The following is a 13,964-nucleotide window of genomic DNA, read 5'->3' as shown; positions in this document are numbered from 1 at the left end:
GGCCGCGCCGGAACGCCGCGGGCGCCGGTCAGCGGGCGCGGGTGCGGTCCGGAGCGCCGGCGGGTTCGGGTGCTCCGGCGCGGGCGGCGACCCCGGCGGCGGACTCCTCGGCGGACAGCTGTGCGGGCGGGCCCGCCTGCTGCTCGGCGGGCGCGCCGGCCAGCGCGGCGATCGAGTCGAGCGGGATGCGCAGCCACGTCGGCCGGTTCCGGGCCTCGTACAGCACCTCGTAGACGGCCTTGTCGTACTCGAAGGCGCGCAGCGCGGTGCGGTGCAGCTCCGGATCGATGCCGTCCGCCGCCGCGTAGCCCGCGCAGAACGCGGCCCGGTTCCGCCGCGCCCACGCGCGGGCGACCGGAGCGAGCCACTGCTCGTCGGCGCTGCCGATCATCTGGTGCCGCGCGGCGTAGTCGAAGGAGCGCAGCATCCCGGCCACGTCGCGCAGCGGACTGGACGGCCGCCGCCGCTCCGCGATCGGTACCGCCGGCTCGCCCTCGAAGTCCAGCAGCACCCAGCCGCGGTCGGTGCGCACCACCTGGCCGAGGTGGAAGTCGCCGTGCACCCGCTGCACCGCCAGGGGCTCCGTCAACCGGGCGAAGTCGTCGTAGGCGGTGCGCAGGGCGGCGGCGTAGGGGAGCAGTCCGGGGACCTCGTCGACGGCCGCGTCCAGCCGCCGGGCCATCGCATCCGCCCGCTCGCGCAGCTCGGCGGTGCCGAGCACGTCGGTGGGCAGCTCCCGGGCGAGCGCCCGGTGCACCGCGGCCGTGGCCGCGCCGAGCCGCTCCGACTCGGCCGCGAAGTCGCCGCCCGCCTCGCCCGGCGCAAGCTGCGGCTCGGCGTAGAGGTCGCGGACGCTCGTAGCGGCCAGCACCCAGCCGTCGGTCGCGCTGCGCAGGTACTGCTGGAGCATCGCCAGGGTGGTCGTGACCGGGGCTCCGGACGCGCTGCCCGCCCCGGAATCCTCCCCGCTGCCGCGCAGGTCCGTCTCGATCCAGCCGTGCGGGCGCGCCGCGTACGGCGAGCCGGCGAGGGCCCGGCTGAGTTCGAGGTCGGGGTTGAGCCCCGGCCACAGGCGGCGGAACGCCTTCAGCACGTAGTGCTCGCCGTAGACGAGCGTGGTGTTGGACTGCTCGCCGGTGTGCACGAGGCTGCGCATTCCGGTCGCGATGCGGTCGGTCCCGGGCACGCACCGGAACCGGAGCTGTTCGGCGGCAGCACCCTCAGCGCTGCCGGAGCCGGCGGCTCCGGTTCCGCCGGCGGTGCCCGGACCGCCCTGGCCGGCGGCCTGGTCGGCGGCGATCGCGGTGAGCAGCCGCGCGGTCAGCTCGGGGTCGTGCAGCGCGTCGTAGACCGTGCGCACCCCGCCCGGCAGGGTGGCGGTGCCGATTGCGCAGTGCGCGAGGTCGGCGCGGAGCCGGCCCTGCCGGCACAGCCCGATCGGGACCAGGTAGCGGGACAGCTCGCCGCGCTGGTGCACCGATACGACCAGGGCCCGCATGCCGGGACCGTCCGGACCGGGGTCCGGGCTGCCGACCGGGTGCTCGTCCTCGATGTGCAGGTCGTCCACTGGTGCGCCCTTGCCGGCGAACCAGCGCTGCCGCGGCATCCAGCGGACCAGGAGCCGTTCCAGCGGCGTCATCACGCGCTCGCCCCCCTCCGCGCGCTGCGAGCGCGCGCGGGCCGCGGGAGCGCCCGGGACCGGTCGTCGGTGGTGGGGCCGTCGGCCTCCTCGACCGGCGGCAGCTGGAACCAGTAGAAGCCGTGCCCGGGCATGGTGAGCAGGTACGGCAGTTCACCGATCGGCGGGAACCGCACGCCGCCGGTGCATTCCACCGGGGTGACGTCCTCGAACCGGCGCAGGTCCAGCTCGACCGGCTGCGGGAAGCGGGAGAGGTTGTTGACGCACAGCATCCGGTCGTCGCCGAACTCGCGGACGAACGCGAACACGCTCGGGTTGCTGGCGTGCAGTTCGGTGAACTCGCCGGTGCCGAACACCGGGTGCCGCTTGCGGATCTGGATCAGCCTGCGCGTCCAGTTCAGCAGCGAGCCGGCGTCGTCGCGCTGGGCTTCCACGTTCAGCGCCTGGTAGCCGTGCACCGGATCGAGGATGAGCGGCAGGTAGAGCCGGGCCGGATCGCACCGGGAGAAGCCGGCGTTGCGGTCGGACGTCCACTGCATCGGCGTGCGCACCGCGTCCCGGTCGCCGAGCCAGATGTTGTCGCCCATCCCGATCTCGTCGCCGTAGTAGAGCACCGGCGACCCCGGCAGCGACAGCAGCAGCGCGGTGAACAGCTCGATCTGGTTGCGGTCGTTCTCCAGCAGCGGTGCGAGCCGCCGGCGGATCCCCACGTTGGCGCGCATCCGCGGGTCCTTGGCGTACTCGGCGTACATGTAGTCGCGCTCTTCGTCGGTGACCATCTCCAGGGTCAGCTCGTCGTGGTTGCGCAGGAAGATCGCCCACTGGCAGTTGCGCGGGATGCGCGGCGTCTGCGCGAGGATCTCGGAGATGGGGTAGCGCTGCTCGCGGCGGACGGCCATGAACATCCGCGGCATCAGCGGGAAGTGGAAGTTCATGTGGCACTCGTCGCCGCCCGACTCGAAGTCGCCGAAGTAGTCGACGACGTCGGCCGGCCACTGGTTGGCCTCGCTGAGCAGCACCCGGTCCGGGTAGAGCCGGTCCACCTCGGCGCGGACCCGCTTCAGGAACTCGTGGGTCTCCTTGAGGTTCTCGCAGTTGGTGCCCTCGCGCTCGTAGAGGTAGGGCACGGCGTCCAGGCGGAACCCGTCGATGCCCAGGTCGAGCCAGAAGCGCAGGACCTCCAGCATCGCCTCCTGCACGGCGGGGTTCTCGAAGTTGAGGTCGGGCTGGTGGTGGAAGAACCGGTGCCAGTAGTACTGGCCGCGCTCCTCGTCGAAGGACCAGTTGGACTGCTCGGTGTCGACGAAGATGACGCGCGCGTCGGAGTAGTCGGCGGTGTCGTCGGACCACACGTAGAAGTCGCCGTAGGGTCCGTCCGGATCCGTGCGCGACGCCTGGAACCACGGATGCTGGTCACTGGTGTGGTTCATGACCAGGTCGGTGACGATGCGGATGCCGCGCGCGTGCGCCTGCTCGATCAGCTCGACGAAATCGGCGATCTGCCCGAACTCGGGCAGGATCGTCATGTAGTCGGAGATGTCGTAGCCGCCGTCGCGCAGCGGCGACTCGTACAGCGGGAGCAGCCAGATGCAGTCGATCCCGAGCCACTCGAGGTAGTCGAGCTTGTCGATCAGGCCGCGCAGATCCCCGACGCCGTCGCCGTTGGAATCGTGGAACCCCCGGACCTGCACCTCGTAGAAGACCGCGTGCTTGTACCAGTACGGGTCCCGGGGCGGTCCGGCGGAAAAGGTGTCAGGCACGGGAGCGGGGCGCGTTCCGGAGGTGCCGGGCACCGAATCGGGTGTGGTCACGAGAACTACTCCACCAATCGGCGTTCCAGAGCGGTCGCCGGACTTCTCCCGGGGGAGATCAGCCGGAGACGGTGAAAACGTGAGCGGGCTGGACGGCGGGGTCGAGGCGGACGTAATTGGCCGCTCCCCACGGGTAGGCCGCGCCGGTCAGTTCGTCGCGCACGGTGAACGGCGCGCCGGCGGGAAGGCCCAGAGAAGGCAGGTCGAGGTGGACCGTCGCCTCCCGGACGCGGTGCGGATCCAGGTTGACGACCGCGATCACCACGTCATCGGCGCCGGCGGGGCCTCCGCCGGCGAGCCGCTTCGAATAGCAGATGATCTCCGGGCGGTCGGCGTGGTGGAACCGCAGGTTGCGCAGCTCCTGCAGCGCCGGATGGTCGCGGCGGATCCCGTTGATCCGGCGCAGCAGCGGAGCGATCGACAGGCCCGACGCCTCCGCGGCGTCGTAGTCCCGCGGCCGGTAGGTGTACTTCTCCGAGTCGAAGTACTCCTCGCTGCCCGGCCCGGCCGGCGTGTTCTCGCACAGCTCGAACCCGGAATACACCCCCCAGGTGGGCGCAAGCGTGCCGGCCAGGACGGCGCGCACCTCGAAGGCGGGCCGGCCGCCCTGTTGCAGGTAGGCGTGCAGGATGTCCGGGGTGTTGGCGAACAGGTTGGGCCGCATGTACGGCGCGGTCTCGGTGCTCAGCTCGGTCAGGTAGCCGGTGAGCTCCTCCTTGCCGGTGCGCCAGGTGAAGTAGGTGTAGGACTGGTGGAACCCGGCCCGGGCCAGCGCGCGCATGGTGGCCGGACGGGTGAACGCCTCGGCGAGGAAGAGCACGTCGGGGTCGCTCGCGGCGATCTCGCCGAGCAGCCGCTCCCAGAACCACAGCGGCTTGGTGTGCGGGTTGTCCACCCGGAAGATGCGGACGCCGTGGTCCATCCAGTAGCGGACGATGCGCAGCACCTCGGCGTAGAGGCCCTCGGGGTCGCGGTCGAAGTCCAGCGGGTAGATGTCCTGGTACTTCTTCGGCGGGTTCTCGGCGTGGGCGATGCTGCCGTCCGCCCGCTCGGTGAACCACTCCGGGTGCTCGGCCACCCACGGGTGGTCCGGCGAGCACTGCAGCGCCAGATCGAGCGCGACCTCCAGGCCGTGCGCGGCCGCTTCGGAGGTGAACGCGTCGAAGTCGCGGATATCGCCGAGGTCGGGGTGGACCGCGTCGTGCCCGCCCTCGCGGGCACCGATGGCCCACACCGAGCCGGGGTCGCCCGGTCCGGCCTGCAGGGTGTTGCCGCGGCCCTTGCGGAACGTGTGGCCGACCGGGTGGACCGGCGGCAGGTAGACGACGTCGAAGCCCATGTCGGCGATGGCCGGCAGCCGCTTGGCTGCGCTGCGCAGCGTGCCCGACCGCCACTGCCCGGTCTCGGCGTCGAACTCGGCGCCCGCCGAGCGGGGGAAGAACTCGTACCAGGAGCCGACGAGGGCGCGCCGCCGGTGCACGGTCAGCGGGAAGCGCTTGGACCGGGTGGCCAGGGTGCGCACCGGCTCGGCAGCCATGGCCTCCGCCACCGGTCCGGCCTGCGCGGCGGCGAGGCGTTCGAGCCCGGTCAGCGACGTGTCGCGGAGCCGCGCGGCAGCGGCGGCCAGCGCGGGGCGGCGCGGAACGCGGCGGGCCGCCTGGTCGAGGATGCGCGCCCCCTCCTCGCACATCAGCTCGGTGTCCTGGCCCGCGGGGATCTTGGCGCGCGCCGCGTGCAGCCAGGTCGCGAACGGGTCGGCCCACGCCTCGACGGCGAAGCTCCAGCGGCCGGCCGCATCCTCGGGGACGGCCAGCTCGGCGGTGTAGCGGTCGGTGCCCGGAGCCTCCTCGGCCATCCGGGCCACCGCGCGGCGGCGGCCGCGCCCGTCGAACAGCACCGCCGCCGCACCCAGGGCGCCGTGCCCCTCGCGCAGCACCGTGGCCGCCACCGGGAAGGTCTCGCCGGCGGCCGCGGCAGCGGTCCCGTAGTCCAGCACGGGCGCAACATCGAGAATGGGGATTCGTCCGATCACAGGCGCACCATCGATATCCGTCGGATCCGGCGCACGCGCACCGCGGGCATGCCGCAGCGGCGTTCGACGCGGAAGATTTCTCGGGCGACACGCGGATTCCGCTCAAAGGGCGGGGCACTGATGATCACGGTGCGATCGCGCCGTCGTTCTGCAGTCCTATCGTCCGTCGTCCGCAGGTGCGCGCCGACAGCCCGACGGCGCCTATTTTTGTGATTGTCGCCACAGATTGCAAGGAGGTGTCGCGGGTGTTTTCCCGGTGTTGAACGCGGTTTCCCGAGCGGTGCGGAGTGGTCCGTGCACATCGGGAATCCGGCGGTCTCCGGGTGTCTGTTCCGTTGACTGAGGGGCGGGTGGTGCGCAGGTGGAGGGCTCTGTCGGTGCTGGTTGGGGGGGCCGGTGCGCCGGAGGGAGAGAATCGCGGTATACGTCCCTGAAGCCCGTTTCGACGCACTTGTTCCGCGGGGGTGCCGATGTTTTCTGCGCCCGCGTTGATTTCCGAACGATTGCGCTCCGGGGGTTCGCCCGGGCGGATTGCGGACGACGCGAAACCGAGCCGGTTTCGAAAATTCGGACGCTCCGATGCGCCGGACATTCCGCCCACGGCGGTGGATACGTCAAGGCTTTGCGGAGCGTCCGAAGAGTTGCGCCCGACAATGCCGGAACGGGGCTCGCACCGCACTGGCGCATTGGCTAGCGTCACACGGCGTGAAGGCCATCCGCAGATTCACCGTCCGCACCGTCCTGCCCGATGAACTGGCCCCGCTCGGCCGGCTCGCCGCCAACCTGCGCTGGGCCTGGCACGCCCCGACCCGCGCGGTCTTCGAGTCCGTCGACCCCGGACTCTGGGAGAGGGCCGGCCGCGACCCCTACCGGATGCTCGGCGAGGTCCGCCCCGAGCGCCTCGACGAGCTGCGCAGCGACCCCGGGTTCGTGCGGCGCCTCGATGAGGCCGCCGCCGACCTCGACGCCTACCTGGCCGAGCCGCGCTGGTACCAGGAGTCCGGCGGGCCCGGCGCCATCGCCTACTTCTCCGCCGAATACGGCTTGGACGCCGCCATCCCGCAGTACTCCGGCGGCCTCGGCATCCTCGCCGGCGACCACCTGAAGAGCGCCAGCGACCTGGGCGTGCCGCTGATCGGCGTCGGACTGTTCTACCGGCACGGCTACTTCGCCCAGACCCTGTCCCCGGACGGCTGGCAGCTGGAGTCCTACCCGGAGGTCGACCCACGCGGCCTGCCGGTCACCCTGCTCTCCGACGCCGGGGGAGCGCCGGCCGAGGTCGGCGTCGACCTGCCCGAGGGGCGCCGGCTCACCGCGCGGGTCCGCGTCTGCCGGGTGGGGCGCGTGCCCCTGCTGCTGCTCGACGCGATGCACGAGGGCAACGCGCCCGACCTGCGCGCCGTCACCGACCGGCTGTACGGCGGCGGCGGGGACCACCGGCTCCGCCAGGAGATGCTGCTCGGCGTCGGCGGTGTGCGCGCTGTGCGCCTGTTCTCCGCGCTCACCGGCCACCGCGGGCCCGAGGTGTTCCACATGAACGAGGGGCACGCGGGGTTCCTCGGCCTGGAGCGGGTCCGCGAGTACATGCAGGGGAGCGGCGAGGACGGCGCAGCGGGCGGCGGCCTCGACTTCGGCGCCGCGCTGGAGGCGTCCCGCGCCGGCACCGTGTTCACCACGCACACGCCGGTCGCCGCCGGCATCGACCGGTTCACCCGGGACGCCGTGCGCGCCCACATCGGTGCCGCGCTGCCGGACCTGCCGGCCGACCGGGTGATGGCGCTGGGCGCCGAGGACGGCGTGCAGGGCGCCGACGGCGGCGGCAGCGGCGACGCCGACACGTTCAACATGGCAGTGATGGGCATGCGCATGGCGCAGCGCGTCAACGGCGTCAGCCGGCTGCACGGCGCGGTCAGCCGCGCCATGTTCCAAGGCCTCTGGCCGGGCTTCGACACCGACGAGGTGCCGATCGGGTCGGTCACCAACGGCGTGCACGCCCGCACCTGGGTCGCCGAGGAGGCCCAGGAGCTCGCGGCGCGCATGGTCGCCGACTCCGACGAGTTCTCCGGATCGGCGGGGTGGCGCAAGGTGGTCGGTGCCGACGAGGGCGAGCTGTGGCGGATGCGCCGCACCCTGCGCGGGCGGCTCGTCGCTGACGCCCGCACCCGGCTGCGCGCCTCCTGGACCGGCCGCGGTGCCAGCAGCGCCGAACTCGGCTGGATCGACGGAGTACTCGACCCGGACGTGCTGACCATCGGCTTCGCCCGGCGGGTGCCCTCCTACAAGCGGCTCACCCTGATGCTGCGCGACCAGGAGCGGCTGACCCGGCTGCTGCTCCATCCCGACCGGCCGGTGCAGATCGTCATCGCCGGCAAGGCCCACCCGGCCGACGAGGGCGGCAAGCGGCTCATCGCCGAGATCGTCCGGTTCGCCGACCGACCCGAGGTGCGGCACCGGATCGTGTTCCTGCCCGACTACGACATGGCGCTGGCGACCTCGCTGGTCCAGGGCTGCGACGTGTGGCTGAACAACCCGCTCCGCCCGCTGGAGGCCAGCGGGACGTCGGGCATGAAGTCGGCGCTCAACGGCGGACTCAACCTGTCGGTGCGGGACGGCTGGTGGGACGAGTGGTACGACGGATCCAACGGGTGGGCGATCCCGACCGCGGACGGCGTCGAGGACCCCGACCGCCGCGACGACCTCGAAGCGCACGCGCTGTACGAGCTCATCGAGGGGCGGGTGGCGCCGCTGTTCTACGACACCGACGACGGCGGTCCGCCCAAGCGCTGGCTGGAGATGGTGAAGCACACCCTGGTGTCGCTGGGGCCGAAGGTGCTCGCCACCCGCATGGTGCGCGACTACGTCGACGGCTACTACCGGCCGGCGGCAGCCTCGGCCGCCGCCCTGCTCGGTGACGGCGCCGCCCGGGCCCGCGAACTGGCCGAATGGAAGGCGCGGGTGCGCGCCGCGTGGCCGGGGGTGCGCATCGAGCACGTCGACGTGTCCGGCATCGACTCCGGCGGAGCGCAGGAGCCGCCGCAGGTCGGCGGTGAACTGAAGATCCGCGCCACGGTGCTGCTCGGCGGCCTCGACCCGGCCGACGTGCAGGTGGAGGCCGCCATCGGCCGGGTCGGTCCCGACGACCGGCTGGAGTCGCCGGAGACGGTGCGGCTCGCCCCGGACGACAACGGCGCCGGCGCCGGCGATCCCGGCGATCCGCTCCGCCGCTACTCCGGCTCGGTACCGCTGGCGCGCGCCGGATCGAGCGGCTACACCGTCCGGATACTGCCGTCCCACCCTGGCCTCACCAGCCCGGCCGAGATGGGCCTCGTCGTCGTCCCCGCACCGCCCCAGGGCATGCACACGGACGACTCCGTACCGCTCCGCTGACGGCCCCGGGCCGCGCCTCTCCGGCGCGGCCCGCCCGCGTTCTCCGGCCGGGTGCCGGTGCATGCGGCGTAGGGGGCTGGCGGAGGAAGGCCGAGGGCGGCTTCGCCGGCGGTCTTCTTGCTCTGTTCCGTCGCTGCGGAGCCGGCGAGCGACCAGCGCCGCTGCGGGGTCGCGGGGCCGGGGTGCAAGGGATCAAGACAAAGGACGGCTTCGCCGACAGACTTTCGCCCTGTCCCACCGCTCGGAACCGCTGCGCGACCAGTGTTCCTGCTGTTCGCGGGGCAGGTGCTCCCACTTCTCGGTAGCCGGCTTTCCGGTGTTCTTTGTGTCGGACAAGCGCAAAAGCGGCAGCGACGGCGAGGGAGGGGGCCTGGGCGGGTCGGCCGGGTGTCTGGATGGTCGCGGAGCAGGGGTGGGGGACAAATGCCATGAAACGGACGCAATGACGGGGGCCTTGCAAACCCGGACCTAGCAAGAGACACCCTCCCCCTGTGGACCCGGCGCGCAGAGCCCGATTCCGTTCCACGCTGACCTGCGCAACGCCAGGTCACACAGCGTGTCGATGTCCGATTTCCGCACACCCGCCTTTTCCGCGGCCAGGCCGGCGAAAAGGCGCGAGTCGCGGCGACGAATTGGGTGCTTTGGTCGGTTTGAGGCAGGAGTGACCCCTCGGCCCGCGGAAAAGGAACGCGCCGCGCTCCTGCGCGTAGGCCCCCCAAGCCGGACACCCGCCCGCCCGCGGTGATCAGCGCCCAGATTCGCCCGATATGTCGTCACGCAGAGTGAAACTGGTCCGGTGAATGGGCCGCGGAACGGTCACACCCCCAGGGTTTTCCGCGCATCGGCCCGCGAAAAGGTGGCAGTCGTGGCGCCGGTGAGGTGTTACCAGCGGTTCGCGAACCGCCCGCCCGCACCGGGTCCGCCTGCCGCCGACCCTGCAACCCCGCTATTCACACCAGTCACACCCGCCCCGCACGCCCGCCCCGCGACCAGCCGCCGCCCGGCCGCCGTCTCGGGCCCCGCCCACCTTGGCCGTCACTGCCGTCTTTGGCTTGTCCGACGCACCGACCAGCCCGCCACCCGACTGCCCCCGTGCGGGAGCCTGCGGCCTCTCCCGGCGCTGTAGTCACACCAGTCCCTCGCGCCCACCTGCGGCCCCTGTTCACCCCTGCCGTCACTGCCGCTTCTCCGCTTGTCCGACGCAATGACCATCGGCCAGCCGGCTGGAGGGATGCGGGAGCCTTCGGCCTGATCCGCCCCCAGCCCCGGAGCCAGCAGCACTCTGGTTGCACGCCGTGTCTGAAGCGGCGGAACAGAGCGAAGAATCCGCCGGCGAAGCCGCCCTTGCTGGTCATGCCTGCGCCCCAGCCCCGGCCAGCAGAAGCCTTGTTCACACGGCGGCCAGGAGTGGCGGGGCAGGGCCGATAAGACCGCCGGCGGAGCCTCCCTCGCCGCGGTACCGAGGGCATGGAGCGCGGTTTCGACCGAATGCATCCTGTGCGCGCCGTGTGGGGTGGATCGTGTGGATCAGGGGTGGCATCGGCGGTGGGGCGGGCTTAGGGTGGAGGTAACCGACAGGGGAGCGCTTCGGCGCTGAGAGTGCGGTGCGACCGCAGACCCTTAGACACCTGATCTGGATCATGCCAGCGAAGGAAGTCGTGCTATCCGCCCTCCGGGCGCTCTCGGCCGAGCCCTCTCGTGTTCTCACGGATGCGAAGGGACCCATCGTGACCACCTCCACCCCCGCCGCCCGCCCGCAGGGGGCGCGCTGGCGGACCGTCGACATCGTTGTTGCCGCAGTCCTCGGCGTCGCCGTCGGCGTCGTGTTCTGGTTCTGGGGCATGCTCTGGCAGGCCACCGCGCCGCTGTTCCTCTTCTTCCCGCCGGCCCAGGCGGTGCTGTACGGCATCTGGCTCGTGCCCGGGGTCCTCGGCATGCTCATCCTCCGCAAGCCCGGTGCCGGAATCCTCACCTCGGTCGCCGCCGCAACGGTCTCCGCCCTGCTCGGTACGTCCTGGGGCGTGATGGTGATCGTGTCCGGCCTGCTCCAGGGGCTCCTGCCCGAGCTCGTCTTCCTGGCCGGCCGGTACCGCCGATGGGGGATGGGCGCTGCCGTGCTCGCCGGCGCCGCCGCCGGCCTGGTGCCGGTCGCCATGGACCTGACGCTCTCCTACGCCGACTGGCCGCTCTCCTTCATGGGCGCCTACGCCGTCCTGGTCGTGGCCAGCGCCGCGGCCATCGGCGGCGTCGGCAGCAGGCTGCTGGCCACCGCCCTGGCCCGCGCCGGCGCGCTCGCCCCCTTCCCCTCAGCACACGGGTGAGCGGCATGCCGGCCAACGCATCCGCCGGCGCGCGGGTCCGCTTCACCGGCTGGGGCTGGCGGCACGCCGGACGGCCCGGCTGGGCGCTGCGCGGCGTCGACCTGGCGATCGAACCGGGCGAGCGCGTCCTGCTGCTCGGCCCTTCCGGCGCCGGCAAGAGCACGCTGCTGCACGCCCTCGCCGGGCTGACCGGATCCGAGGGCGCGATCGGCGGTGAGCAGGAAGGGGACGTCGAGGTCGACGGCGCACCGCCGCGCCGCGGCCGCGGCGCGGCGCTCGTCGCCCAGGACCCCGAGGCGCAGCTGGTCATGGCCCGGGCCGGCGACGACGTCGCGTTCGGCCTGGAGAACCTGGCCGTTCCGCCTGCCGAGATCGGCCCCCGCGCCGCCGCCGCGCTGGACGCCGTCGGCTTCCCCTACCCGCCGGACCGCTCCACCGCGGCGCTCTCCGGCGGCGAGAAGCAGCGCCTGGTCGCCGCCGGTGCGCTCGCTCTGCAGCCGCGGCTGCTGCTGCTCGACGAGCCCACCGCCAACCTCGACCCGGACGGCGCCGCCCTGGTCCGCGGCCTGCTCGCCCGGATCGCCGCCGAATCCGACGCCACCATGCTGCTGGTCGAACACCGGGTGGCCGACGTCGCCGACCTGGTCGACCGTGTCGTAGTGGTCGATCCCGGTGGCGGGGTGAGTGCCGACGGCCCGCCCGCGGAGGTGTTCGCCCGGCAGGGTGCCGCGCTCGCGGCGCGCGGCGTGTGGGTGCCGGGCCGCGAGCCGTCGGCCCCCGCCTCGCCCGGACGCGTCGGCGCGCCGCTGCTGCACGCCGAGCAGGTTGCGGCACGCGCGCCGCGCGCGCCCGGCGGCACTGAGCGAAGCCGCGCCACGGTCCTCCGCGGTGCTGACGCTGCGGCCGCCGGCACCGCGGTCACCGCGTTGACCGGGCCCAACGGCGGGGGCAAGTCAACGCTGCTGCGGCTGCTCGGCGGCCTCGCCCGACCGGACAGCGGCCGGGTGCGCCCCCGCGGCGCGCTGGCGGAGGCCGACCCGCGCGACCTGCACCGGTGGCCCGCGGTCCGGCTCGCCCGGCACGTGGGCACCGTGTTCCAGCACGCCGACGACCAGTTCATCACCGCCTCGGTGCGCGCGGAACTGGAGTTCGCGCCGCTGCGGCGGGGCCTGCCGGCGTCCCGCGCCGCAGCGTCGGCCGACGCGCTCCTGCAGCGCCTGCGCCTCGATCACCTCGCCGACGCGCACCCGTTCACGCTCTCCGGCGGGGAGAAGCGGCGGCTGTCGGTGGCCACGGCGCTGTCCGCCGACCCCGACCACGCCCCCGAAGTGCTGCTGCTCGACGAGCCCACCTTCGGCCAGGACGCCGCCACCTGGTCTGAACTGGTCGCCCTTCTCGACACACTGCGCCGCGGCGGCTGCGGCGTCGTCCTCGCCACCCACGACGAACGCCTTCTCGGACCCTTCGCCGACACCGTTCTCCGGGTGGAGGGCGGCCGCGTCCGCCCCGCCGCCGAGCCCGCTCCGCCGGCGTCCTCCGCGCCCGCGGGCCGCGGAGGCGCCCGATGAGCGCGCGGCGCAGCCGGAGCGCCGTGCCGGCGGTCCGCTCCCGGGCTGCGGATGCCCGCGGCCGAGCCGCTGCCCGGTTTGCCGGAGTCGGCGCCGACGCAACGACCGGCCGCACGCCACCGGGGAGTCTGCCCTGCGCTGTTCCGTGTGCAGGCGGGCCGGCCGCTGGGCAGGGTGCGCTGGCAGCGGGAGGTGCCCGGTGATCGCGCGGCGGAACCCGGCCGCGAAGCTGGTGGCGGCCCTGCTGATCGCGGTGGGGCTGGTGCCCGCGATCGACCCGGTCACTCCGGCGGTGGTGCTGGCGGCCGTTGCGGTCCTGCTGCCGTTCTGCGGACTGGAGGCGCGGCGGGCGCTCACGGTGCTGCTGCCGCTGCTGCTGGCGGCCGGATCGGTCGGGCTGGTCAACCTCGTCTTCGGCGAGAGCGGGCCAGAGGTGGCGCTCGGCCTCGCCGTGCGGCTGATGGCGATTGCGCTGCCCGGCGTGCTGGTGGCGCTCACCAGCGACCCCACCGACACGGCCGACGCCCTGGTCCAGCGTCTCCGGCTGCCCGAGCGACCGGCGATCGGGGTGCTGGCCGCGCTGCGCATGGTGCCGCTGCTGGCCGAGCAGTGGCACACGCTCGCCCTGGCGCGCCGTGCCCGGGGCCTCGACCCGGGCCGCTCGCCTGCGGCTGCTGTGCGCCGGTTCGCCGGCATGGCGTTTGCCCTGCTCGTCCGCGCGGTGCGGACCGGCACCCAGCTCGCCACCGCCATGGACGCCCGCGGCTTCGGCACCGGCCCCCGGACCCGCGCCCGCACCAGCGTCTGGCGCGGCGCCGACACCGCGCTCGTGGCCGGCGCGCTCACCCTGATCGCCGCGGCCCACGCCGTCTCCCTCTGGGCGGGCACCTGGCGGCTGCTCTTCACCTAGAACCGGTCCCGTCGGGCCCGGCGCTATCGGCCTCCGGTCCGATAGCCGCGGCCCGCCCCGCCGGAGAGGCGCCGGCGCGCACGCCGCCGCCGGGAGCGCCACCGCGGCGGCCGGGGGGCGGTGCTCCCCGGCGGCGCGACCGGCGGGTCGGGGCCGACCGCAGTGTGCGACTGCGCGGGGCTCGCCGGCGCCGCCGCGGCCTCGGGCGCCAGGGCGGCGCGGCCGGGTCGAACAGTCGGAAACCACCGCATCCGGGGCGTACATCCGCATTTCCCCGTCTCGCACCGGGGGTGTGA

The 13,964-nt window shown here is 73.6% G+C and carries 7 protein-coding genes and 1 riboswitch; of the genes, 4 read left to right on the top strand and 3 right to left on the bottom strand.

All coding sequences use genetic code 11. The features are described from left to right. Positions 1-28: 28 nt before the first annotated feature. The 3 genes from ACYVGT_RS26315 to ACYVGT_RS26305 all read right to left on the bottom strand — a co-directional run bounded on the left by ACYVGT_RS26315 (position 29) and on the right by ACYVGT_RS26305 (position 5,482). Complete coding sequence (locus tag ACYVGT_RS26315; RefSeq protein WP_460863107.1) at positions 29-1,639, bottom strand: maltokinase N-terminal cap-like domain-containing protein; 1,611 nt, start codon at positions 1,637-1,639, stop codon at positions 29-31. Further along, positions 1,639-3,432: a maltose alpha-D-glucosyltransferase gene (treS, locus tag ACYVGT_RS26310; protein ID WP_460863110.1), complete on the bottom strand. Its 1,794-nt coding sequence runs from the start codon at positions 3,430-3,432 to the stop codon at positions 1,639-1,641. The genes ACYVGT_RS26315 and treS overlap by 1 nt, the downstream gene beginning before the upstream one ends. Before the next feature lie 76 nt (positions 3,433-3,508). Next, positions 3,509-5,482: a maltotransferase domain-containing protein gene (locus ACYVGT_RS26305; RefSeq protein ID WP_460863105.1), complete on the bottom strand. Its 1,974-nt coding sequence runs from the start codon at positions 5,480-5,482 to the stop codon at positions 3,509-3,511. A gap of 705 nt (positions 5,483-6,187) precedes the next feature. On the opposite strand from ACYVGT_RS26305, the gene glgP reads away from it, so the two are divergent. The 4 genes from glgP (at position 6,188) to ACYVGT_RS26285 (ending at position 13,668) form a co-directional block, all read left to right on the top strand. Beyond that, entirely contained in the window at positions 6,188-8,869 is a 2,682-nt protein-coding gene (glgP, locus tag ACYVGT_RS26300; RefSeq protein WP_460863103.1) for an alpha-glucan family phosphorylase, read from the top strand. 1,566 nt (positions 8,870-10,435) lie between these two features. Further along, a riboswitch (TPP riboswitch) is annotated at positions 10,436-10,541 on the top strand. Between the two features lie 52 nt (positions 10,542-10,593). Next, positions 10,594-11,190: an ECF transporter S component gene (locus ACYVGT_RS26295; RefSeq protein WP_460863108.1), complete on the top strand. Its 597-nt coding sequence runs from the start codon at positions 10,594-10,596 to the stop codon at positions 11,188-11,190. A 5-nt stretch (positions 11,191-11,195) separates the two neighbouring features. Beyond that, positions 11,196-12,758, top strand: a complete 1,563-nt coding sequence (locus ACYVGT_RS26290; protein WP_460863101.1) for an ABC transporter ATP-binding protein — start codon at positions 11,196-11,198, stop codon at positions 12,756-12,758. 199 nt (positions 12,759-12,957) lie between these two features. Then, positions 12,958-13,668, top strand: a complete 711-nt coding sequence (locus tag ACYVGT_RS26285; RefSeq protein WP_460863100.1) for an energy-coupling factor transporter transmembrane component T family protein — start codon at positions 12,958-12,960, stop codon at positions 13,666-13,668. Positions 13,669-13,964: the final 296 nt, after the last annotated feature.

The organism is Nocardiopsis coralliicola (genome assembly GCF_054779695.1).
This window is presented reverse-complemented; position numbering and strand designations above follow the sequence as displayed.